The organism is Sphingomonas sp. So64.6b (assembly GCF_014171475.1).
Lineage (GTDB): Bacteria > Pseudomonadota > Alphaproteobacteria > Sphingomonadales > Sphingomonadaceae > Sphingomonas > Sphingomonas alpina_A.
This window is the reverse complement of record NZ_CP048817.1, coordinates 46,583-69,586: the sequence shown is the minus strand read 5'-3', so window position 1 is coordinate 69,586 and position 23,004 is coordinate 46,583. Positions and strand designations below refer to the sequence as shown.

The 23,004-nt window shown below is 64.9% G+C and carries 19 protein-coding genes; 13 read left to right on the top strand and 6 right to left on the bottom strand.

Annotation, left to right across the window (positions count from 1 at the left end; genetic code table 11):
• Positions 1 to 26: 26 nt before the first annotated feature.
• Positions 27 to 152 (bottom strand): hypothetical protein, encoded by a 126-nt coding sequence (locus tag G4G27_RS24285; protein WP_267134681.1) that lies wholly within the window; start codon positions 150 to 152, stop codon positions 27 to 29.
• A gap of 312 nt (positions 153 to 464) precedes the next feature.
• Between G4G27_RS24285 and G4G27_RS00350 the strand changes: the two genes are divergently transcribed.
• Positions 465 to 3,107, top strand: a complete 2,643-nt coding sequence (locus G4G27_RS00350; RefSeq protein WP_183111099.1) for a sensor histidine kinase KdpD — start codon at positions 465 to 467, stop codon at positions 3,105 to 3,107.
• Positions 3,108 to 3,118: 11 nt separating this feature from the next.
• Here the strand turns inward: G4G27_RS00350 and G4G27_RS00345 are convergent, their stop codons facing one another.
• Both G4G27_RS00345 and G4G27_RS00340 read right to left on the bottom strand, forming a co-directional pair.
• Complete coding sequence (locus G4G27_RS00345; RefSeq protein ID WP_183111098.1) at positions 3,119 to 5,635, bottom strand: FtsX-like permease family protein; 2,517 nt, start codon at positions 5,633 to 5,635, stop codon at positions 3,119 to 3,121.
• Complete coding sequence (locus G4G27_RS00340) at positions 5,632 to 6,369, bottom strand: ATP-binding cassette domain-containing protein (RefSeq protein WP_183113529.1); 738 nt, start codon at positions 6,367 to 6,369, stop codon at positions 5,632 to 5,634. Before G4G27_RS00340 ends, G4G27_RS00345 begins: the two co-directional genes overlap by 4 nt.
• A gap of 68 nt (positions 6,370 to 6,437) precedes the next feature.
• On the opposite strand from G4G27_RS00340, the gene G4G27_RS00335 reads away from it, so the two are divergent.
• A complete protein-coding gene (locus tag G4G27_RS00335) occupies positions 6,438 to 7,037 on the top strand; it encodes an arylesterase (protein WP_244624744.1) in 600 nt (199 codons plus the stop codon).
• 75 nt (positions 7,038 to 7,112) lie between these two features.
• On the opposite strand, the gene G4G27_RS00330 is transcribed toward G4G27_RS00335, so the two are convergent.
• The 3 genes from G4G27_RS00330 to G4G27_RS00320 form a co-directional block, all read right to left on the bottom strand.
• The gene (locus tag G4G27_RS00330; RefSeq protein WP_202049640.1) at positions 7,113 to 7,850 is read right to left on the bottom strand and encodes a 2OG-Fe dioxygenase family protein; all 738 of its coding nucleotides are present in this window, start codon (positions 7,848 to 7,850) and stop codon (positions 7,113 to 7,115) included.
• A 116-nt stretch (positions 7,851 to 7,966) separates the two neighbouring features.
• Positions 7,967 to 8,767, bottom strand: a complete 801-nt coding sequence (locus tag G4G27_RS00325) for a hypothetical protein (RefSeq protein ID WP_183111095.1) — start codon at positions 8,765 to 8,767, stop codon at positions 7,967 to 7,969.
• The gene (locus tag G4G27_RS00320; RefSeq protein WP_183111093.1) at positions 8,730 to 9,800 is read right to left on the bottom strand and encodes a PHB depolymerase family esterase; all 1,071 of its coding nucleotides are present in this window, start codon (positions 9,798 to 9,800) and stop codon (positions 8,730 to 8,732) included. Before G4G27_RS00320 ends, G4G27_RS00325 begins: the two co-directional genes overlap by 38 nt.
• A gap of 597 nt (positions 9,801 to 10,397) precedes the next feature.
• On the opposite strand from G4G27_RS00320, the gene G4G27_RS00315 reads away from it, so the two are divergent.
• From G4G27_RS00315 to G4G27_RS00265, 11 genes are all read left to right on the top strand, one after another.
• Positions 10,398 to 11,453 (top strand): potassium channel family protein, encoded by a 1,056-nt coding sequence (locus G4G27_RS00315; protein WP_183113527.1) that lies wholly within the window; start codon positions 10,398 to 10,400, stop codon positions 11,451 to 11,453.
• Positions 11,454 to 11,526: 73 nt separating this feature from the next.
• Positions 11,527 to 12,255, top strand: coding sequence for a 4-hydroxy-tetrahydrodipicolinate reductase (gene dapB, locus G4G27_RS00310; protein ID WP_183113526.1), 729 nt, complete (start codon positions 11,527 to 11,529; stop codon positions 12,253 to 12,255).
• Positions 12,252 to 12,914 carry an endonuclease III gene (nth, locus tag G4G27_RS00305; protein WP_183111091.1) on the top strand — a complete coding sequence of 221 codons (663 nt, stop codon included), beginning with the start codon at positions 12,252 to 12,254 and terminating at the stop codon, positions 12,912 to 12,914. Before dapB ends, nth begins: the two co-directional genes overlap by 4 nt.
• A 1-nt stretch (position 12,915) precedes the next feature.
• On the top strand, positions 12,916 to 13,308 hold the full coding sequence (locus G4G27_RS00300) for a hypothetical protein (protein WP_183111089.1): 393 nt from the start codon (positions 12,916 to 12,918) through the stop codon (positions 13,306 to 13,308).
• 107 nt (positions 13,309 to 13,415) lie between these two features.
• Complete coding sequence (locus G4G27_RS00295) at positions 13,416 to 13,925, top strand: sigma-70 family RNA polymerase sigma factor (protein ID WP_244624489.1); 510 nt, start codon at positions 13,416 to 13,418, stop codon at positions 13,923 to 13,925.
• On the top strand, positions 13,922 to 14,965 hold the full coding sequence (locus G4G27_RS00290; RefSeq protein ID WP_183111087.1) for a FecR domain-containing protein: 1,044 nt from the start codon (positions 13,922 to 13,924) through the stop codon (positions 14,963 to 14,965). The genes G4G27_RS00295 and G4G27_RS00290 overlap by 4 nt, the downstream gene beginning before the upstream one ends.
• 130 nt (positions 14,966 to 15,095) lie before the next feature.
• A complete protein-coding gene (locus G4G27_RS00285; protein WP_183111085.1) occupies positions 15,096 to 18,320 on the top strand; it encodes a TonB-dependent receptor in 3,225 nt (1,074 codons plus the stop codon).
• 339 nt (positions 18,321 to 18,659) lie between these two features.
• Complete coding sequence (locus G4G27_RS00280) at positions 18,660 to 19,139, top strand: hypothetical protein (RefSeq protein ID WP_183111083.1); 480 nt, start codon at positions 18,660 to 18,662, stop codon at positions 19,137 to 19,139.
• A 262-nt stretch (positions 19,140 to 19,401) separates the two neighbouring features.
• Positions 19,402 to 20,106 (top strand): ABC transporter ATP-binding protein, encoded by a 705-nt coding sequence (locus G4G27_RS00275; protein ID WP_183111081.1) that lies wholly within the window; start codon positions 19,402 to 19,404, stop codon positions 20,104 to 20,106.
• The gene (locus tag G4G27_RS00270; RefSeq protein ID WP_183111079.1) at positions 20,106 to 21,332 is read left to right on the top strand and encodes an ABC transporter permease; all 1,227 of its coding nucleotides are present in this window, start codon (positions 20,106 to 20,108) and stop codon (positions 21,330 to 21,332) included. Before G4G27_RS00275 ends, G4G27_RS00270 begins: the two co-directional genes overlap by 1 nt.
• A gap of 335 nt (positions 21,333 to 21,667) precedes the next feature.
• On the top strand, positions 21,668 to 22,996 hold the full coding sequence (locus G4G27_RS00265) for a TolC family protein (protein ID WP_183113524.1): 1,329 nt from the start codon (positions 21,668 to 21,670) through the stop codon (positions 22,994 to 22,996).
• The last annotated feature ends 8 nt before the right edge of the window (positions 22,997 to 23,004 follow it).

Genomic DNA, 23,004 nt, shown 5'->3' with positions numbered 1-23,004 from the left:
CGAGCGTGAGGTGCAGCGTCATCGGCTCAGGCCTCATCGCACAGTCGGACATAAGCCAAAGTCAGCGCGACCAGCCCGGCAAGCGCGCCGAGCCACAGGATATCGGTCATGGAAATGCCTTTGTTGCGGCGTGGGACTCGCCGGCTCGGCAAGGCAGATAGGCGTGGGGGGCATTAAGGTGCGCGGGCGAATGCGCGGCGATCGCATTAAGATTGCAGATAGATTGGCCGTGCGGCGTGGCGTTGGCGTTAACATACGCCTAGCTTCGGTTGAATTCGGGCCGACCGGCGGCTCATCAAAACCGTTCGGGCTGAGCTTGTCGAAGCCCCCGCGCCACAGCTGAAGGCCTCATCTGCGGCACCCGCCCTTCGACAGGCCCAGGGCGAACGGAATGGGTTGGGCCGAACGAAAGGGATTGAATTGCGAACCGGACCTGCCTTGCCCAGCCACCTGCTCTGGAATCAATGAAAGACCCCACCCGCCCCTCGCCCGACGCCCTGCTCCGCACCGCGCGGCGCGCGGCGCGCGGTGCGCTGAAGATTTTCCTCGGCGCCGCCCCCGGTGTCGGCAAGACCTATGAAATGCTGAGCGAAGGCGCGGCGCGGTCCAGCGCCGGCATGGACGTCGTCCTGGCCATCGTCGAAACCCATGGCCGCGCCGAAACCGAGGCCTTGGTCGCCCCGCTCGAAACGATCCCGCGCCGGTCCATAAACTATCGCGGCCAGGCCCTGACCGAAATGGATATCGACGCGGTACTGGAAAGGCGGCCGCAACTCGCGCTGGTCGACGAACTTGCGCACAGCAATGTCGATGGCAGCCGCCACCCGAAGCGCTGGCAGGATATCGTCGAGCTGCTCGACGCTGGCATCAACGTCTACACCACGCTCAACATCCAGCATGTCGAAAGCCTCAACGACGTGGTCGCCAGCTTCACCCATGTCCGCGTGCGCGAGACCGTGCCCGACAGCGTGCTTGAGGATGCCGAGATCGAGGTGGTCGATATCCCGCCCGACGAGCTGATCGAGCGACTGAAGGATGGCAAGGTCTATATCCCGGCCGAGGCGACCCGCGCGCTCGGCCATTTCTTCTCCAAGGCCAATCTTTCCGCGCTGCGCGAAATGGCGCTGCGCCGCGCCGCACAGACCGTCGACCGCCAGATGCTCGAACATCTCGACGCGAGCGCCACGCCCGGCACTTTCGCGGCCGGCGAGCGCGTGCTGGTCGCGCTCAACGAACTGCCCGGCGGCGAAGCCCTGGTGCGCACCACCAAGCGGCTCGCCGATGCGCTGCACGCTCCCTGGACCGCGGTATTCATCGAAACGCCGCGTGCCGAGACGTTCGACGATGCCGCCAAGGCGCGGCTCGCCGCGACCCTGCGGCTGGCGGGGGGCCTCGGCGCGACAATCGTCACCGTGCCGGCCGAAAGCGTCATCGCAGGACTTCGCGCGCAAGTCGCGGCGATGCGCGCGACGCAATTGGTGATCGGCAAGACACGCCGCAGCTGGTGGTTCGAACTGCGCCACGGATCGGTCGTCACCACCATGCTGCGCGAGGCAGGCGGGCTTGCGATACACGTCATCCCCGCCACCGGAGAGGTCGCCGCCAGCCGCCCGCAACGCGTGCGCGGCGATGACGAAGGACCGATCGTCTATCTTTATGTCGCCGGCCTGGTCGCGCTCACCACCGCTCTTGCCCGGCTCGTCCTGCCACTGGTCGGCGTCGGCGCGATCGACCTGATCTATCTGTTGCCGGTGATCGTCGCCGCGCGCCGCTATGGCCTGCGCCCCGGCCTGGCCGCCGGCGTGATGGCGGCGCTGGCGTTCAACTTCTTCTTCCTTTCGCCGATCTACACCTTCACCATCGGCGAACCGCAAAGCGTACTCACCTTCATCGTGCTGCTCGGCATCGCCGCGTTCATCAGCCGCCTGACCGGCGACATGCGCTCGCGCGCCACGATCGGCGTGCGCGGTGCGCGCGAGAATGCCGCGCTCGCCGCTTTCGCCCAGGCGCTGACCCGCGTGTCCGACGCGCATCACACAGCGGAGACGATTTGCGAGGAGGTCGCCGGACTGCTCGACGTCAACACCGTCCTGCTCGCCGAAAGCGACGGACAGCTAGGCGTCATCGCGACCAGCGCGGGCGCAGCGCCGCTGACTCCGGTCGACCGCGCCGCGGCGGACTGGTCGCTGAAACGCGGCGAGGAAGCGGGATACGGCACCGCCACGCTCAACGGGTCGGACTGGCAATTCCACCCGCTCAAGACCTCGCTCGGCGTGCTTGCGGTGCTCGGCATCGCGCGCAGCGACGGCGGCGAGCCGGTCCCGTCCGACCGCGCCGTCTTGCTCTCCACTCTGGTCGGTCAGGCCTCGCTCGCGCAGGAACGGCTGCGGCTCGAGCGCGAGACGCGTCAGCTTTCGGTGCTCGAGGAACGCGACCGCCTGCGCGTCGCCCTGCTCTCCTCGATCGGCCATGACCTGCGCACTCCGCTCACCGCGGTGCGCGCGGCGATCGAGCGGATCGCCGCTGACCATCCCGGCTCCCCCGCAACGCCAGTGGCGCGCGCGGAAGTCGACCGGCTGCAGCGCTTCCTCGACAATCTCCTGTCGATGCTGCGGCTAGATTCGGGCGCGCTGACCCCGGCAAGCGAAGCGATCGACCTGACCGATGCGGTCGGCGCCGCGCGTCGGGATCTCGGCGACCTGCTCCGCGACAAGCGGATCGCACTCGACGTGCCGGTCAATTTGCCCTTGGTCCGTGCCGACCCGCTGCTGCTGCATCATGTGCTGATCAACCTGCTGGCCAATTCGGTGCAGCATGCCGGCAGCGCGGGCATCGTCACGATCGAGGGACGGCGCGACGCGGGCAAGGTCACGCTGACCGTGCGCGACGACGGCCCTGGTCTGGAGCCGGGCAGCGATGTGCGCATCTTCGACATGTTCGTCAGCGGCACGGGCACCGACCGCTCGGGCGGCAGCGGTCTTGGCCTCGCCATCGTCAAGGGCTTTGCCGCTGCGATGGGCGTCGGCGTGACCGCGCGCACCCATACCGAGGGCGGCGCGGCGTTCACACTGAGTTTCGGGGATCTGGTGGAGGTGGACGGGGGTTAAAGAACCAAGCGCTAAAGCTCGCGCAAAGCCTCTGCCGGTCGCGCACGCAACGCCGGCACGCTGCCCGCCAGCCCGGTGCCGAGTGTCACGATGACCGACGCCGCCAGGGTCAGCGCGACGACATCGTAACGCGGCGCCCAGGCCAGGTCGAACAGCCGCACCACGACGAACCAGCCGGCCGCGCTGCCCATCACCAGCGCGACGATGATCAGCACCAGCGACAGCATCGCATATTCGAACGCCTGCGCGCCAAGCACCTGGCGCCGGCTGCCGCCAAGCAGTTTCAGGATCACCGCATCATAACGCCGGCTCCGCCCCGATGCCGCGACCGCGCCGACCAGCACCGCGATCCCGGCGGCAACCGTCACCGCGGCGGCGGCGCGGATCGCCAGTGCCACCTGGCCCAGCACCAGCCCGATCTGGCCGATCACGTCGCCGACCCGGATCAGCGTCACCGACGGCAGTATCGTCCCGACCCTGCTCGCGACCGCGCCATCGCTGGTCGGGGCCGAATAGACGCTGGCGAGCAGGCCGTGCGGCGCTTCCTCGATATAACCGGGCGAAAATATGATCGCGAAATTGAGCCCCAAGCCATTCCAGTCGATCTTGCGCAGCGACGCGATCCTTGCCGGCACATCGACGCCCAGCACCGAGACGGTGATCATGTCGCCGATCTTCAGGCCAAGCGCCGCCGCCGCCTTGTCCTCCAGCGACACCAACGGCGGCCCGCGATAATCGGCCGGCCACCAGCGCCCGGCGACCACTTCGTTACGCGGCGGCACGGTCGCCGCCCAGGTGATCGTGCGATCGCCGCGCAGCACCCACGCATCCTCGGGCACCACTTTCATATCGGCGACCCGCACCCCGCGTAGGACGGTGATCGATCCGCGCAGCGACGGCACGGTTTCGACCCGCGCGCCGGGCGATGCGGCGGTCACCGCATCACGAAAGCGCGCCGCATCTTCGGGCTGCAGGTCGATCGCGAAAAAGCGCGGCGCCTTGGCGGGCGCGGTGCCGGCCAGTTCGGCCGACAGGCTGGTGTCGATCACCGCCAGCGCCACGAACAGCGAAAAGCCAAGCCCCAGCGCGACCACCAGCCGGTCGGTCTGCGCGCCCGGGCGATGCAGATTGGCCAGCGCCAGACGCAACAATGGCCGGCGCGGGCGCGGCAACCGCGCCACCCCGATGCGAATGATCAGGCCGATGCCCCATAACAAGGCGATCAGCCCGGCCACCGCGCCGACGAACCCAAGCGCCAGCAACTGGTCTGACGATGTCAGCACGGCAAGCGCGACCAGCGCCACGATCAACAACGCCATCACGCCGAGCACGCGCGCGGACGGCAATCTGCGTCGCGCGACCACTTCGCGCAGCAGCGACGCGGCCGGCACATAGCGCGCCCGTGCGAGGGCCGGTGTCGCGAACAATAGCCCGACCAGCAGCGCGAGCAGCGCGGCGGTGACCAGCGGTACGGGATAAAGCGCGAGGCGCGGCGGCACCGGCAGCGCCGATCCCGCAACCCCGGTCACGATCCACGGCACCAACGCGCCGACCGCAAGGCCGGCGACGACTCCGGCCGCTGCCACCAGCCCAAGCTGCGTCATAAAGATCGCGGCGATCGTCGCGGAACGCGCGCCGAGCACCTTGAGCGTCGCGATGATCCGCGTCTTGGCGGTCAGATAGGCAGCAACGCCGCTGCCCACGCCGATCCCCGCGATCGCCAGCGCGGTCAGGCCGATCAGCAGCAGGAATTGCCCAAGCTGCCCGATCCCGCGGCGCAATCCGCCCGCCGCGCGGTCGCTCGCCTTGGCCGACCAGCCGCTATCGGCAAAGCGCCTGACCAGCCGGTCGCCCGTCGCGGTCGCGGCGCCCGGATTGGCCAGCACCAGGCGATAGCGGCTTTCATACAGGCTGCCCGGCTGGACCAGCCGCGTCGCGTCGAGCCCGGCCAGATCGACCAGCACCGGCGGCCCCAGGCTGAAACCCGCGCCAAGCCGGTCCGGCTCCTCCGCGATCAGCCCGATCACGCGCAGCGTCGCCACACCGATCCGCACATCATCGCCAACCTTCACGCCAAGCCGTTCGGCCAGTGCCGGTGCGATCGCGACCTGCGCGCCATGCGGTCGTCCGGCCAGCGCGCCGGGCGCCAGGCTGAATTGCCCGACCAACGGCCAGGCATCATCGATCCCGCGCAGGGCGACCAGAACGCCCCCACCCCCGCCGGCACCCTCGCTGCCGCTCCCGCCGGCATAAGCCATCCCGCGCATCGACACGGTTTCCGACATGCGGCCGGCGCCGGCGAACGCCGCCATTTCCTCCACCGTGGCGCGCCGCTGCGACACGGTCAGCTCGACATCGCCGCCAAGCATCTGCCGGCCATTGGCATCGAGCGCGGCGACCATGCTCGCCGACAGGCTGCCGATCCCGGCCAGGGCGGCGGTGCCGAGAAACAGGCACAAGAACAGCAGCAACAGCCCGCGCCCGCCGCGCCGGAGGTCGCGCAGCGCAAGCCGCCAGACGATGCTCAAGCGGCGGTTCCGGACGCTGTTTCGGGCGCCATTTCCGACGGGCGCCGATCGGCAACGATCCGGCCATCGGCCAGTTCGATCACGCGCGCACACCGCGCGGCCAGCGCCGGATCATGAGTGATGACGAACAAGGTCGCGCCGCTCGCCGCGTGCCGCGCGAACAGCAAATCCATGATCGCGGCGCCGGTCGCGGTGTCGAGATTGCCGGTCGGCTCATCGGCGAACAGCAAGGCCGGGCCGGTGACCAGCGCACGCGCGATCGCGACGCGCTGCTGCTCCCCGCCGGACAGTTGCGCGGGATAATGATCGCCGCGGTGCCCCAGCCCGACTGCGGACAATTCCGCCGCGGCGCGCACGAACGCATCGGGCGCACCGGCCAGTTCGAGCGGCACCGCGACATTCTCCAGCGCGGTCATCGTCGGCAACAAGTGAAACGCCTGCAGCACGATGCCGATCCGCCCGCGCCGCGCGACGGCCAGCGCATCCTCGTCCAGCGCCGCGAAATCGAGCCCCGTAACCCGCACCGCGCCGCCGCTTGGCCGCTCAAGTCCCGACAGCACCGCCATCAGCGACGATTTGCCCGACCCCGATGGCCCGAGCAACGCAACGCTATCGCCGGCGGTGACGGTCAGGTCGATGCCGCGCAGGATATCGACCCGGGCCGGCGGGCGGCCCAGCGACAGAGAGACATTGCGCGCGACGATCAGGTCGCTATCGGCGGGGGATGGAGAAATGGTCACTAAGCTTGCGATACGGATTCCGATGGCTGCTTGTCCATCTCGCACTGCTGTTCGCCGCGGCGATCGTTCAACCGGCGGCCGCGCAACCCGCGGCAAAGGCGCCGCCCGCGCCGCTGATCTGGGCGTTGGGCGATAGCCTCACCGCGGGGTATGGCCTGCCGCCCGAACAAGGCTTCACGCCGCGGCTTCAGGCGGCGCTGCGCCGCGCGGGGGTCGCCGCGACGGTGCGCAATGGCGGCGTCGCGGGCGACACCGCGGCACAGGCGCGCGCGCGACTACGCTGGGGCCTGCGCGGGCTCGGCGTCACGCCGGTTCTGGTGATCGTCGAACTCGGCGCGAACGACATGCTGCGCGGCCTGCCGGTCGCGCAGGCAAAGGCCAATCTCGACGCGATCCTGACCGAACTGAAGCGCCGCCGCATCCCCGTCCTGCTCGCCGGCATGCGCGCCGCGCCCAATCTCGGCCCCGACTATGTCCGCGCGTTCGAGGCGATGTACCCCGCCCTCGCCCGGGCGCACGGCGTGCCGCTCTACCCTTTCTTCCTCGACGGCGTGGCGGGCAATCGCCGCCTGCTTCAGGCGGATGGGTTGCATCCGACGGCGCGCGGAGTGGAGATCATGGTGGCGCGGATCTTGCCGAGTGTGCGCCGGGCGCTTCGCTGAGAAAGCCTGGAGCGGGGCGACGTTAAGAAATCCCGTGCTTTCCTCTTTCTGCTTGCGGGCGCCTGCCCCAGCGCCTCAGCCAGAGCCTTCCGCCCTCCATGTCGCGACGAAAACATCGCGATACGCCGGCCTGTCCGCATCGATCGGTCGGATCGGCGTTACGCCGTGCATCACCCGATGGTCATCCAGAAGCACCGCGTCACCCGGTGCGGCCAGGGTGAAGCGGTCGATCTCCGGCCGATCGGCAATCTGAATCTCGGTCACGCCTTCATCGGCGTTCAGTCGATCGACCAGCATCACCAAAACCCAATCGACCCCGTCGCGATGCATTCCTTCGGGGGTCGGACGACCAGGGCTCTGCGCCGTGGTCTCGATCCGAAACTGATGCAGTTCGACATGCCAATGAGCGGCCGCAGCGCTTTCGCCGGCGCCCTCGAAACAGAGCGTCGCGCCGCGGAGCAGCTGCTGCATCATCGGGCTGTCGGTAAGGGCGTCCTCCATCGGCTCGAACCAGCGCTGCACATCTCCATTCAGCTGATTATAGTCACGGCTCTGAAAATGGGGCTGGTGCGGCTTTCGCGCGATCGCGTCCGGCGTGATCGCCAAGGCAGCGTGACGGCGTCGGCGATAGCGACCGCCATCAGCCATATATCGATCGAGACCGAGCCGATTCCACGAGTCCGCGAAACTCTTCCAGCTCGAATCCAGGGCTGGTGTCGGCAACCAATCGATCGCGCCAGGCGCCGGACGAACAAAGCCCTGCGCGGCAAGCTCAAGCGTCAGGCGAGGATCGGCCTCGCTTCCAATGTTCACCGATCGTCGAGGCACAGCAGGGTCACCACGTCAAAATTGCCCGGTATCGAAGCAATATGTACGTCATATAGGGGTTGATGCGGCCAGATCATGACCGCACCAATTGTCCGACGCCGCTATTTAAACGATCCGCTGATCGTCAGCGTGAAAATCGGCCCGACGGATTGGTGCTGGCGTTCGAGAAAAGCCATCGGTGCGGCGTTGCGTCGACCGGTATAGACATTGCGCCAGTAGCGCACGTGACCGTCATTGATGTTGAAGACCTGGAAGTTGACCTTCAGTCCCTTCACGTCCTTGAACTCGACGAAGACGCTGGCATAGGGGCCCTCCCATTGCTGGTTCACCTCATCGAGGTAATAGCTCGGGCCGTAATGGTCGAACGACAGGGCCGCGCCCCAGGCGAATTGCGTGGCGGGCACGTCGTGCCGCAAGGTGAGCTGAGCCCAACGATCATAGGTGTTGCTGATCGCGCGGGGCAATCCGGTCAGCGGGTCGCGGACGCGGCTGCGTTCCATACCGATGTCCGCATCGAGCTTCGCGCCGCGCCATCCAAGCGGGTCGAACTCTTTGCGCGGCTTCATGCCCGGGAACGCTGGTTGATCGCGGATTGGCGGAGTCCTCTCGCCGCTGACGAGCGAATGAACCTCGCCAATTGCGCCATGATTAAGGCTGGTTCGCTGTACGCTCTCGCCATCCGGAGCATTAAAAGCCGCCATTCCGCCTTGGGCCCAGATCCAGCCGCCTGGCCACGCGTGAACGAGCGTCCGGTTTCGCGTAGCAAAAGTGACGACGCGAATGCAAATAACGATGACACTCCACTCAATTCTCGCCGTCAACCCGTGAAAATATCCGATCGATAATCGAGGGGTCGCCACACCGCTACCGAACCAACCCCGCCGCCCGCAAAGCGTCGTCAATAACCTTCGCCACACCGCTCAGCGCGGCAGGAATGGGCGCTATACCGTGAGGCCGCGTAGCACGCAGCTCCGCAATCACCCCAGCAGGTGCCGTCACGGCCGGCTTCAACACCCCAACCTTCACCCCCTCACTCGCCGCAATCCCCCAAAACCCCGCAATCCGCCGCGTCGAACTAATCCCCACATCCAAAATATGCGGCCGCGCCACGCCACATCCGTCAGGCCCTGTCGCAATCGGCGTGCCATGCCCCATCCCGGCAATGCCGATCGCCTCGATCCTCACCGCGCCGCTCGCGTCGGTCCAGCGTCGCCGCGTCTCCCGGCCGGCACTCTCCGTCGATGACGGCGTTGCCGGAAGGTCCTGCACCGCCCGCCATTGTCCGATCAACGCCTCCATATTGCCCGGCGACACCGTCCGGTCGGCGTCGCCATGCCACACCGACAGTGACGGCCATGGCCCTTCATATGGGGAGGCCGCCATGACGCGCCGGCCAAGCTCCGTCGCCGACGCTTCGCCGTGCCCCTGCATGCGCTGCAGCGCCTCGGAAACATTCTTCGCGGTCGCAAAGGGCAGCCCGGCGATCACCGCGCCGCCGGCGAATATCTCGGGATAGGTGGCGAGCATGGCGGCGGTCATCGCGCCGCCGGCGGACAGGCCGGTGATAAACACCCGCCCGGCGTCCAGCCGCAACGCGCGCACGACATGATCGACCATCTGGTGGATCGAGCATGCCTCTCCGCCATCGCGGCGCACATCGCCGGGCACGAACCAGTTGAAGCAGAGGTTCGGATTGTTGGATCGTTGCTGCTCGGGATAGAGCAAGGCGAAGCCATGGCGGTCGGCCAGCGCCGACCAGCCGGATCCAAGATCATAGTCGGCCGCACTCTGGGTACAGCCATGCAACACGACCACCAGCGGCGCGGCGGGCGGCATTTCCGCCGGGACATAGGTCCACGCCTTGAGGTCGCCCGGGTTCGAACCGAAGCCGGTCAGTGCCTGAAGCGGTCCGCCGGAACCTGGTGCATGTCGCATCGTCTTTACTCTTGCTGTTTACGGCTCAACGGCTACCCAACCCGTTTGTTGCTGCACTGCAGCAATTTGGCAAGAGGGTCGAGTGGCGTCGCCACGTGACGCCGCCGTCCCATGGTCGGCCGCAGGGCCCGCTCGATTCAAACCGCGCTCCGGAATCGGCATGTCCGCTCCTGGACGCGCGCCGTGCGCGCCATCGTGATGCCCGTCCGAAAATCACTTGAAGCAAGCAGCCCCGGAATCGACCAGACCATGACCATCCAGCTTTTCCCGATTTTCCCGCAACACAGCCCAATTTTTCCCGTGAAGTCGCGTCACTTTTCCCGCAGTTTTTCCCGTGGTTTCCCGCAGAACCGCCAAAAAAGACATGTTCCCGCAGCGCTTCCCGCAGCAACGGGAAAATTTGGCATGACGATCGCCCCCGGCCGGCCGGCAATGTCGATTGCGACACCGCACTCCGGGCGCGGAGGGGCCGCGCATGATTTGCCGGCGTCGCCCGCCCTTTCGTCCTCTGCCGATTCAATCGCCGAACCCTTCGACCCCAAACCCGTCGACCCCAAACCCGTCGACACCGCCCCCAACCGCGCTACAAGCACCATGATGCGCCGCCTGCCGCCGATCCTCGACCGCCGTCTGGCGCTGCGCCGCAAGGGCGCGACGCCGCCCTGGCTGTCCTTGCTGTTCCGCGTCGCGCTCGCCTTCGCGCTGATCGGGGTCGCGCTGGCGATCTTCTGGTTCGACCGCGGTGGCCTGCGCGACAATACCGATGGCGCGATCAGCTTCACCGACGTGGTCTATTTCACCATCATCACGATCACCTCGGTCGGTTATGGCGATATCGTGCCGGTGTCGGATCAGGCGCGCATGTTCGACAGCTTCCTGGTCACGCCGATCCGGTTGTTCGTGTGGCTGATCTTCCTTGGCACGGCGTATGATTTCCTGCTCAAGGGCGTGTGGGAGAGATGGCGGATGAAAGTGATCCAGCAGAAACTGCGCGGCCATGTCGTGGTCGTCGGTTACGGCACCAGCGGGACGGAGGCGGTCAATGAACTGATCCGCCGCGGCACCGACGCGTCGTCGATCGTGGTGATCGACGATTCTCCCGCCGCGCTGGAGGCGGCGCAGGACTGCGGCGTCACCATCATCGACGCCGATGCCACGCGCAACGCCACGCTCGATGCGGTGCAGGTGGCGCGGGCCAGCGCGCTGATCGTCGCCGCCGGGCGCGACGACACCTCGATCCTGATCGTGCTGACCGCGCGCCGCCTCGCCCCCGATGTGCCGATCAGCGTGATCATCCGGTCGGAGGATAACGAAGCGCTGGCGCGTCAGGCCGGGGCCAACACCGTGATCAACCCGGCAAGCTTTGCCGGCCTGCTGCTCGCCGGGTCGACCCACGGCCCGCACATCGCCGATTACCTTGCCGATCTCGCCGCCTCGGATGGCCGCGTTGCGCTGCACGAACGCCGCGTGACGCCGGACGAAGTGGGCAAGCCCTTGTCCGCGATCACCACCGGGGTGGGCCTGCGCGTCTATCGCGGCGATGATTGCTATGGCTGCTGGGAACCGGAGGCCGACCGGCTTCTGGCCGGCGACCTGCTGATCGAGATCGTGCCGAAGGGCGAAGCGCAGACCGGCATCGCCGCCCCCGCCTGACCTTGCCCGAAGGCCCATTTCTCCCACTATTCTCCTCTTTCAGGCTCTGGACGACATCATGACCACCACCGGCATCATCGGGATCGGCATCATCGGCAGCGCGGGGCGCATGGGCCAGGCGCTGGCCGCGGCGATCCCCGATCTCGGCGCGACCTTGGTCGGCGGGATCGACGCGGGCGGCGACCCGGCCGCGCTGGCGCAGGGTGCCGACGTCCTGATCGACTTCTCCGCTCCGTCCGCGCTGGAGGCGACGCTCGCCGCGGCGCGCAGATCGGGCACGCCGATCCTGATCGGCACCACCGGCCTCGGCCCCGCGCACCATGCGCTGATCGACGCGGCGGCGGCCGACATCGCCGTGCTGCAGACCGGCAATGTCTCGCTCGGCGTCACCCTGCTTGCGCAGCTGGTGCGCGACGCCGCCGCGCGGCTCGGCCCCGACTGGGATATCGAGATCCTCGAGATGCATCACCGCCACAAGGTCGACGCGCCATCAGGTACCGCGCTGCTGCTCGGTGAAGCTGCCGCCGAGGGACGCGGCATCGCTTTGGCCGAGGCCAAGGTCGCCGACCGGTCGGGCCTGACCGGCGCGCGCAGCGAGGGAACGATCGGCTTTGCGTCTTTGCGCGGCGGATCGGTCGCCGGCGACCACCTCGTCGTCTTCGCCGGTGAAGGCGAGCGGATCGAGATCGGCCACCGCGCGGAGAACCGCGCGATCTTCGCGCGTGGCGCGGTCACCGCCGCCTTGTGGTTGGCGGGACAGCCGGCGGGCCGCTACACCATGGCGGAAGTGCTCGGTCTGTGAAACGCGCCGATGTCGTCGAGTTCTACGCCCGCCTCGCCGCCGACAACCCGCACCCCGAAACCGAGCTCGCGTACGGCAATCCGTACCAACTGCTTGTCGCCGTCGCGCTGTCCGCGCAGTCGACCGATGTCGGCGTCAACAAGGCGACCCGGTTGCTGTTCGCGGAGGTCGACACGCCCGCCAGGATGGTTGCGCTGGGCGAGGCCGAACTCAAGCAGCACATCAAGACGATCGGCCTGTTCAACACCAAGGCGAAGAACGTCATTGCCTTGTCCGAGGCGCTGATCCGCGACCATGGCGGGCAAGTGCCAGACGATCGCGACGCGCTGGAGAAGCTGCCCGGGGTCGGGCGCAAGACCGCCAATGTCGTGCTCAACACCGCGTTCGGACATGAGACTTTCGCGGTCGACACGCACATCTTCCGCGTCGGCAACCGCACCGGTCTCGCGCGCGGCAAGACCCCGCTGGCGGTCGAGCTGGTGCTCGACAAGGTGACGCCGCAGCCGTTCCGGCTCCATGCGCATCACTGGCTGATTCTACACGGGCGTTACACGTGCAAGGCGCGTACACCGGAATGCTGGCGTTGCATCGTTTGCGACCTGTGTGCGTTCAAACCCAAGACGCCGGCGCCTAAAGGCGCACCGCGCCAGGAGACCTGATATGCGCACCCTGCTCGTCGTTCTCGCCCCTGCCCTGATCGTCGCCGCGATCGCCGGATCGGCCACGGCGCGCGACCGCAACAAGGTCCCGGAGGCAACGCCCGCAGGCAAGGCGGAAAGCTGCATCTCGCTCAACCGCATCCGCCAGAGCCATGTGCGCAGCGACAGCGTGATCGATTTCGAGATGCAGGGCGGCAAGATCTATCGCAACACCCTGCCGCAAAGCTGCCCCGGCCTCGGGTTCGAGGAAAGCTTCAGCTACAAGACCTCGCTCAACCAGCTTTGTTCGGTCGACATCATCACCGTGCTGCGCTCACCGCCGACGATCCAGGGGCCGAGCTGCGGCCTGGGTCAGTTCCAGCCGGTGACGCTCGCGAAAAAGGTGAAACGCTGAGCGCGCTTGACGCTACGGCAACTTATGTGACGACTCATGTGAGCGGTTTATGATGTGGCGCGTATTAGGGGGTAGATGAACCCGGAATCCGAGGAACCGCCACGCTGTTGAACGACCGCCAACCCGACATGGCCGCCCATATCCGCCACTGGCGGCCGGCGTTGATGTCGTTTTTCCTCAAGCGCGTGCACAATCACGCCGAGGCGGAGGACCTGACTCAGGAGACGTTTGCGCGGGTGTTCGGCGGTTCCGGCGCGGAGGCCGGCCTGCACGCCGGTTATATCTTTCAGATTGCCGCCAACCTGCTGCGCGACCGGTCGCGCCGGTCGCGCGTGCGCACCGAACAATATGACACGGTGCGCATGCTCTACGGCCAGGGCGTCGACTGGCTCGATCCGGAGAAGATCGCGGTCGGCCGCAGCGCCGTCGCGCAAGTCATGCGCTCGCTGCGCGACTTGCCCGAACGCACCCGCACCATCTTCGTCCTTTATCGCATCGAAAACATCGACAAGCGCGTGATCGGGGAAAGCTTCGGCATTTCCCCGAGCGCGGTCGAAAAACATGTGGCGCGCGCCACGGTCCATCTGATGACGCGCGCCCGGGAAGTTTCAAAATGAATTCAGCAGCATATCAGGATCCGGTCGATACCGACGAACAGGCGGCCTTGTGGTGCCTCCGGCTCGGCGAAGGGCGGCTCGACGCCGAGCAACGCCGCGCCTTCGATGAATGGATGGCGTCGGACGAGGCGCATGTCGTTGCGTTCGAAGAGGCGGTCGCGATCTGGCACGGCATCGACGATGTCGCCGACATGCCGGAGATGATCCGTTATCGCGGCGAAGCGGTCGAGGCGCTGCGCCGCGCCAATGCCAGCCGCTGGGCGCGCGGTACGCGCTGGGGATGGACGACGGGCGGATGGGCCAGCGCTGCCGCGGCCTGCGCGGCGGTGCTGCTCATCGCCATGGTGTATCTGTTTCACGATCCGATGACTTCCTATTCGACCGGCATCGGCGAGCGCCGCATCGTCCAACTCGAGGACGGGACGAAGCTCACCCTGGACGCCGCGACTCAGGTCAATGTGCGGATGGACCGCAACAGCCGGCGCCTCGAACTCGTCTCGGGCCGCGCCAAGTTCGATGTCGCGCATGACGCGTTGCGCCCGCTCAGCGTACTCGCGCGCAACCGGCTGACGCTCGCCACGGGTACGTCGTTCAGCGTCGAACTGTTCAAGGAACAGATGCGCGTCGTGCTCTACGAAGGCCGTGTCGAGGTGATGGCGCAGGCCGCGGACGGCACGCGGCGCAACATCCTGCCCGCGGCCGGGCAGGCCGGTCCGACGCTCGTACCGGGCAATCAGCTGATCGCCTCGACCAGCGGCGCCGCGACGCGCATCGCGCCGACCGATGTCTCGCGCTCATTGTCATGGGAAAGCGGCCAGCTCACCTTTGACGGTGAATCGCTCGCGCTGGCGGTCGACCGGATGAATCGCGACAGCCGCGAAAAGCTGGTCATCGCCGATCCGCGGATCGCGTCCTACACCGTCAATGGCGTTTTCCTGGGTGCCGACGCCGCGGCCTTTGTCGAAGGCATTTGCGCGCTGCACCCGGTGCAGGCGACGCATGAACAAGGGAAGATCGTGCTCAGCTATCGCGCCAGTTGAACCGCGCGTATCGACCAAAACGGATTGAAAAAATCCTGCCACCCAAGTGAGTGAAACGTGCGGGTGTGCGTATTACCCCCCTGACCGATCGTCCGAAATGAACGACGGCAAACAGGGGAGGTGTTACGAAATGCGGGATTCCTTGCGTGGTTATCTTTTCTCGGCGACGGCGGTCATCGCGGTCCTTGCGCAGCCTTCGGCTGCCGCGGCGCGAGCCCAAGTTTATCGCTTCAATATCCCGTCACAGGCCCTGGGTAACGCGCTGAAGGCATTCGGCGAAACGTCGCGGCAGCAGATCATCTTCGACGCCACCGCGGTCAACGGCAAGAAAAGCCCGGCGCTGGTCGGCAGCTACAGCAAGGACGAGGCGCTCTCGCGCCTGCTCGCCAATACGGGACTGGGCGTGACGACCGGCAAGTCGGGCGTGCTGATCGTCCGGCCGACGGCCGCCACGCCGGAGCCGGTGCAGAGCCGGCCAGTCGCGGGAAACGCGCCAACCACGCCCGCCGCCGAGCTCGATGACAATAGCGACATCATCGTGACCGCGCAGAAGAAGGAAGAATCGCTGAAGGACGTACCAATCGCGATCACCGCCTTTTCCAAACAATCGCTCGACGACCACAAGATCGAAAGTGGCTCCGAATTGCTGCGCGCCGTGCCCAACGTCAATTTCTCGAAGGGCAATTTCAGCATGTATAATTTCTCGATCCGCGGGATCGGAACCAAGGCGATTTCGGCGTCGAGCGACCCGGCGGTGGCGGTCAGCTTCAACAACACCCCGCTGATCCGCAACCGCCTGTTCGAATCCGAATTCTTCGATCTGCAGCGCGTCGAGGTGCTGCGCGGGCCGCAGGGCACGCTCTATGGCCGCAACGCGACCGGCGGCGTGGTCAACATCATTCCGGCGCTGCCCAGCGACACGCTCGAAGGCGAGGCCAAGGCCGAGGTCGGCAGCTACGACACGACCCGATTGAGCGGCATGCTCAACGTGCCGCTCGGCGACACGCTTGCCGTCCGCGTCGCCGGCGCGATGACCAAACGCGACGGCTTCGATTTCAACACCTTCACCCAAAAACGCGTCAACGATCGCGATCTCTGGTCGACCCGCGGCTCAGTGCAATGGGAACCGAGCGACCGGTTCAAGGCCAATGCCATCTGGCAGCATTTCGAGGAGGAGGACCATCGCTCGCGCACCGGCAAGCAGCTTTGCGCGCGCGACGAGGGCCCCGAGATGGTCGGCAGCACCGTGGTACCGGAAGCGCTCCGTCCGCGCATCAGCCAGGGATGTATGGCCGTCTCGCTGTATGACGACAGGTCTTTCGGCGCACCCAACGGCAATATCCTGGGCTACGTCGTCCTTCCGTCACTGCTGATCGACGTGGCCTATGACCCGAACACCTTCGAGACGGTCAAGGGCATTGTGCCGGGGGATCCCTATGGGAACGTCGTGCAATCGCGCAATCTACGGGAGATCGCGACCAGCTATGATCCGGTTTTCCGGGCGAAGAACGACGTTTTCCAGCTCAACCTTGAATTCAAGTTCAGCGATTCACTAAAGCTCATCTCGCAAACCGCCTATGCTCGAGATCGCTATTATTCCTCTCAGGACTATAACCGCTTCGTTTCCAGTCCGGTGTTTTCCGATACTCGGGGACTGGTCGATATCTTCGGCAATCCGATCGGCGCAGGGCCGACGCCCGGCGGTTTTTTTACCGACCCGCAGCTCGGCACCTCAAATCGGATTCTGTCCGCCGACTTAAGCCGCTCGCGCAACGACCAATGGACGCAGGAGATTCGGCTACAATCATCTTTCAATGGACCGTTTAACTTCAGCTTCGGAGCCAACTATCTCCATTTTAAATCGCAGGACGATTATTACGTCTTCAACAACCTTTTTACCTATGCCGCGCAGAATTTTTACAATCGTGTCGGAGATACTTTCAACGCCCCGTGCCCGGCCGGAACATCCGACAGAGACTGCATTTATATCGACCCGAATCCGATTGGCTCGGTAAATGACCAGGGCCATAACTATTTCCTGAGCCGCAATATCGTAAAGACCGAGTCATGGGCGGTGTTCGGCGAGGCCTATTGGAACGTCGCGGATAACATCAAGATTACCGCCGGTTTGCGCTTTACCAAGGATAACAAGACAGCCACACCAGTCCCCAGCCAACTCTTGCTGGGTGGCGCGCCCGATCTGGGCAATAGCGGCGGTTACACAAACAGCGGTTACCCCGCGCTTCCCAACATCGAGCAGAAATGGGGCCGTCCGACGGGACGGCTGGTGGTCGACTGGAAGCCCAATCTGTCGTTCACTGACGATACGCTGATCTATGCGTCGGCCTCGCACGGCTACAAGGGCGGAGGCGCCAATCCGCCTCGTGCCGATATCAATCCTCGCGTCGTCCAGTATCAGCCGCTCGCGACGACCTTCAAACCCGAATATGTCAACGCGTTCGAAATCGGCACCAAGAACAGTTTTGCGGATGGCAAGCTGAGCCTCAACGCCACGGCCTTCTTCTATGACTATAAGGATTATCAGGTTTCCCAGATCGTCGATCGTATTTCGTTAAACGAAAATTTCGACGCGCAGAGCTGGGGGCTCGAATTCGAAGCGGCATGGCGCCCCTCGCGCGCATTCCGGATCGATACCAATCTCGGCTATCTCAGGACACGGCTCAAAAAAGGTGCGCGGTCGATCGACGTGATGAATCGCACTCAGGGCAATTCGGACTGGGTCGTGTTGCGGCCGTGGATCCAGGTGCCGTCCAATTGCATCGCACCGCGCGAACATGTCGAAGCCATTCTCAATTCACCCTTTGTCGGCAGTGGGCTCGACGTTCTCATGCTCGGCGCATTATGCGGTGGATCCCGCGGCTTCGGGAGCTTCGATCCCAATGTCGAGACCGGTTTGCACTATGATCAATTCCTCGGCTTTACCTATAATCCGCTGACCGACGCGCCCAATGGCGGTCGCGGCTTCTATGCCGATCTGGAGGGCAACGAACTGCCCAATGCTCCACGTCTGACTTTCAATGTCGGTGCACAATACACGTTCTTCATCGACGATTGGAACCTGACATTCCGCGGGGACTATTATCGCCAATCAGCGAGCTGGGGTCGCGTCTATAACACAGCTTATGACCGCCTGAAGCCTTGGGACAACACGAATTTGGCCATCACTTTTGCGCGGCCAGAGTCGGACCTCGCCTTTCAGTTCTACATCAAGAACGTGTTCAACAACACGCCGATCTCCGACTTCTTCACCAACAGCGATGATACCGGACTCTCCACCAACGTGTTCACGCTGGATCCGCGCATCATCGGTTTCAGCGTCAGTAAGCGTTTCTAACATGGAAGGATCGACGAACGGGAAGCGATAGCGCCGGACGACAATGTTTCGTGCTCAGGGAGCGATAATCCCGGCGCCCGATCGACGCCCCAATTTGCGCCTTTCATGTCCCGGATTGAGCATTTTAAGACAATTTGTTGTATATTTGAATTGATGCAAGATAACCTGATAGCAGAATTTATGATTCTGTAGTTACTTTGATTCATACTGAAGATATGTATAACTATAATGGAGTAAGTTTGTAGAATTAATTCTTGACTGAAAGCGAATCGAGTCGCAGTAATAGGTCGCCTCCATAGAATCATGGAGGAAAACCATAATTTCTACAGGAGAGCGACGATGAATAAACTTGTTGCACTATGCGCCGGCGCAATGATGCTTGGCGCGCAGCCCGCCATCGCACAGACATTCACGCCTGCGGGCACCTATGTGGTCACCGGCCCGGTTACCGTGGTCAAGGGTCTTACCCTCAACTGCACGCTCAAGCTCACGGTTGTCGTGCCGTCAACGCCATCGACCTCGGCAAGCACCACGCCAGTGCTCCAGGCCGGCAATATTCTGTGCCCGACCGTGACGTTCAGCGCCACGCCTTATGCCACCAGCTATACCCCGGCGACCGCCACCACCGGCACGCTGACGCTGTCTGGAGTCGTGGTCAACACGATCACTCCTGGCGGGTGCAGCGGTACGATCAGCGGTGCGTGGAACAACACCACCAAGAAACTGGTCGTCAGCGCGAGCTTGCCCGGCGGTGGCGGGTCGGCTCCTTGCACCGTCAACGGCACCCTGACGGCTCCGGCAACGCTGGATATTCACTAATACCGATTAGCCGGCAAAACCGCCTTCCCCTATCCGGGCGGGATAGCCGGTAAAGACCTACCTCCCCCCCTCCCTACCTGGAAATCTCCGGATTTCCGGGTAGGTTTTTTCGTTGGTGCGGATAGTCTGAATTGGAGAGGACGGATCATTCAGTGTCGCTCCCCAGAGGCCTCGATCCAGACATGCGCCGACCGCGCCGCGCCCTTAATGGCCATCGCGGAAATTGGGGACGGCTTCCTTTCCCGGTGCGTGGGAAGAACAAATGCTGCGACTGACCAATGTCGGAAAAGCCTATGGACCGCCGACACAGCCGATCCCGGTGCTGAAGGACGTGTCGTTTTCGATTCCGCGCGGCGCGTTTTGTGCTGTTCTTGGGCCCTCGGGTTCGGGCAAGAGCACGTTACTCAATATCGTCGGCCTGCTCGACAAGCCCGATACCGGACAGCTCATGCTTGACGACATAGTGGTGGATTATTCGTCGGCGCGGGACGCGGCGCGGCTGCGCAACGCCATGCTCGGTTTCGTCTTCCAGTCGTTCCAGTTGCTTCCCCGCCTGTCCGCCTGGCAGAATGTCGCGCTGCCCCTCCTCTATCGCGGCATTCCGCGCGAGCGGCGCAAGGCTGCGGCGCTGACCATGCTGGACCGTGTCGGGCTTGCCGATCGCAGCCATCACCACCCGACCGAGCTGTCCGGCGGCCAGCGGCAGCGCGTGGCGCTGGCGCGGGCGCTGATCGGAGAGCCGAGCCTGATCCTGGCCGACGAACCGACCGGCAGCCTCGATAGCGTGACCGCGGTCGAAGTGATGGAATTGTTGCGGCACCTGAACCGCAGCCTGGAGGTCACGATCCTGATGGTCACGCACGATCGCGACCTGGCCGCGCAATGCGATCGTCAGATCGAGTTTCTCGACGGCCGGATCGTATCCGACAGCCTGTCACCCGCGGCGAAACGGCCGATGACGGCATGATGACCGCCACGCCCACGCCGTCAGGTGCCATATCGGCCACCATCGCTTCGGGCGCACCGCCCGGAGAGATCTTCGCCGAGGCCTTTGCCAATCTGTACAGTCAGGGCGTTCGATCGGTGCTGGCGTTGCTGGGCATCACCATCGGCACGGCTTCGATCATCGCCATGCTGAGCATCGGCAATATGGCGCAGCTCGAATCGCTCAAGAGTTTCAAGAATATGGGCATCGACATGCTGCAGATTCGCGCCGCGCCGGTGGGCAGCGGCGCGGCCGGTTTCGATCGCCGCCTGGTCGATACGCTTCCAACTGACGATCCGGACATCATAACGGCGATTCCCTTGTCGGTCAGCCGCGAACAGGTCGCAGCAGGAGGAATAGCGACGGACGTGGCAATCGTTGCCATGTCGCCCGCATTCGCGACACTCACCCGACTGCCGCTCCGCACCGGACGGCTGATTGGCGATGCCGATGACTGCGGGCTGGTGATCGTTGCCGGAGACGGGGCAGCGAAAAAATTGTCGGCGCCCGGCGCCGAACTCATGCCCGGCGCAAAGATCGCGATCGGCGCCTATGCCTATACGGTCATCGGCATATTGGCGCCGACGGCAAACGAATCGATGAACCCGGCCGACTATAATGACGCGGTGTTCGTACCGTTCGGATGCAGCCGCCGCATCATGGCCGGCGCCGCCCCCAATACGGCGTTGATTCGGCTCAAACCCGACAGCGATTCGGCGGCGGTGGGCGAGCGGGTGAAGGCGCGCCTCGCCAATGCCTCATCGACCTTGACCGTGGTCGATGCCCGTGCGCTCGTGAAGGCGATGAAGGCGCAGATGGGAGTCTATACTCGCCTGCTCGCGGCGATCGGCGGCGTGTCGCTGCTGGTCGGCGGGATCGGCGTGATGAACGTGATGCTGATGAGCGTCATGGAGCGCCGGCGCGAGATCGGCCTGCGCGCAGCGATCGGCGCGACGCCGCGCGACCTGCAGCTCATGTTCCTGATCGAGGCCGCCTTGCTCGCGTTGGTCGGGGGTCTCGCGGGTGTGACCCTGGGCGTCGGGGCATCCTGGTTCATGGCCAAGGCGGTCGGCTGGAGCTTCGCTGTCGCGCTCTATGTGTTGCCGCTCGGCACCGGCATGGCCGGCATCGTCGGAATGATATTCGGCATGTATCCAGCGATTATGGCGTCGCGGGTCGATCCGATCGAGGCGCTCCGTGCGGAATAGAGCTGAGCGGAGTGGGCGCCTGATAGGGTGCGAGGTCGGGCAATGGAACCGGCTGCGCCAGGGTCGGCTGCGCCACGGGGCGCTTGACCTCCTCCGGCGTCGCGCACCCGGCGAGCAGCATCAGGAGCGCTGCGAAGGCCAAGCCGGTTTTCATCATGTCCATCGCCTCCTCAACCGCGTTGTCGTGACAGGTTGCATCCTCGCCTTGGGTAACCCCGTCGCAGCCGGCGCGCAATTGGTCGAACCTCTTCCCTCGCCCCCTCTTCCTCGCCCCCTCTTCCTCGCCAGTACCCCCGCCACCCGCTCGACCGGTACCGAACGGAGCCCCGGTCGCGATCGGCCTGACCGAGGCGGTCGCGCTCGGCCTACGCGACAATCGCACGATCAAGTCGGCTTATCTTTCGCGTATCGCGCAGAAATTCGACCTGTTCGTCGTCAGCACCCGGTTCCGGCCGCGCATCAATATCGCCGCCGATGTCTTTCGCGCCCGGTCCGGCGGGATATCGAGCACGCAGTCGAGCCTTACCCCGCAAGTGGGCATGCTTCTTCCGACGGGGGCGAGCGCGGGTTTTTCCTGGGCGCGCAACGATCGTTTCCAGGACGGCCGACGCTTCAGCGGCGAAGTCAGCGCCTTTTCGGTCAGTCAGCCGTTGCTGCGTGGCGCGGGACCGGACGTCAACCTTGCCCCGATCCGGCGCGCACGGCTGCAGGAACGGATTAATCGGCTCGGCCTGAAGAACACCGTCTCCAACGTCGTGAGCAGCATCGTCTTCGCCTATCGCGACCTCATCCAGGCGCAGGAGCAAATCCGCCTGGCCGAGCTCGCTTTGCAACGCACCAAGGACTTGCTCGAAACCAACCGCGCGCTGATCGCAGCCGGACGCATGGCGGCCGCCGACATCGTGCAAACCGAATCCGGCGTCGCAAATCAGGAAGTCGCCCTGTTGCAGGCCGGACAAACGAAGACATCGGCCCAACTTTCGCTGCTCCAGCTGCTGGCGCTCGATCCACGCACCAATATCGTCGCGGGCGACGGGATCGACACCGATCATGTCACGATCGACCTCGACAAGGCGCTCGATCTCGGGCGCTCGGCACGAATGGATGTGCTGTCTTCTGAACTGGCGGTGGAGCAGAGCCAGATCTCACTGCGCGAAGCGAAGAATAATCGCCTGTGGGACCTCTCGGCGACCGGTAGCGTATCGCGCTTCCGGGGCAGCGATGCGCTGCAGGCGCCGCTGGACGGCAACACCGATAACCGGGTCGGCCTGACGCTGAATATTCCGATCGGCGACTACGCCCCGCGCCAGGGGGAGATCAACGCGACGGTCGCACTGCGCCAGGCCGAACTCAACTATCAGGATACCAGCCAATCCGCCGAATCGCAGATCCGCGATGCGGTCCAAAGCGTCGAAGCGAGCTGGCTCCAGCTCGAGGCGGCGCGCCGCGCCCGGTCGCTGGCCGCCCGCGCTCTGGATCTCCAGCGCGAGAAACTCAAATTCGGACGCGCCTCCAATTTCGAGGTGCTGTCGTTCGAAGCCGATCTGCGCGCCGCCGACGCGCAGGAATTATCCTCCAAGATCAACTATCTCAATCAATTGACCTCACTCGACCAGCAAATCGGAAGTACGCTCGATACATGGAAGATCGATCTCAACGACTGAAGCGGATC

Bases quoted from the DNA above. Each gene is read 5' to 3' on its own strand.
- G4G27_RS00315 (WP_183113527.1), top strand. From the start codon at position 10,398: ATGCGCCGCCTGCCGCCGATCCTCGACCGCCGTCTGGCGCTGCGCCGC.
- G4G27_RS00320 (WP_183111093.1), bottom strand. From the start codon at position 9,800: ATGCGACATGCACCAGGTTCCGGCGGACCGCTTCAGGCACTGACCGGC.
- G4G27_RS00280 (WP_183111083.1), top strand. From the start codon at position 18,660: ATGAATAAACTTGTTGCACTATGCGCCGGCGCAATGATGCTTGGCGCG.
- G4G27_RS00285 (WP_183111085.1), top strand. From the start codon at position 15,096: ATGCGGGATTCCTTGCGTGGTTATCTTTTCTCGGCGACGGCGGTCATC.
- G4G27_RS00350 (WP_183111099.1), top strand. From the start codon at position 465: ATGAAAGACCCCACCCGCCCCTCGCCCGACGCCCTGCTCCGCACCGCG.
- G4G27_RS00290 (WP_183111087.1), top strand. From the start codon at position 13,922: ATGAATTCAGCAGCATATCAGGATCCGGTCGATACCGACGAACAGGCG.
- G4G27_RS00275 (WP_183111081.1), top strand. From the start codon at position 19,402: ATGCTGCGACTGACCAATGTCGGAAAAGCCTATGGACCGCCGACACAG.
- G4G27_RS00300 (WP_183111089.1), top strand. From the start codon at position 12,916: ATGCGCACCCTGCTCGTCGTTCTCGCCCCTGCCCTGATCGTCGCCGCG.
- G4G27_RS00270 (WP_183111079.1), top strand. From the start codon at position 20,106: ATGACCGCCACGCCCACGCCGTCAGGTGCCATATCGGCCACCATCGCT.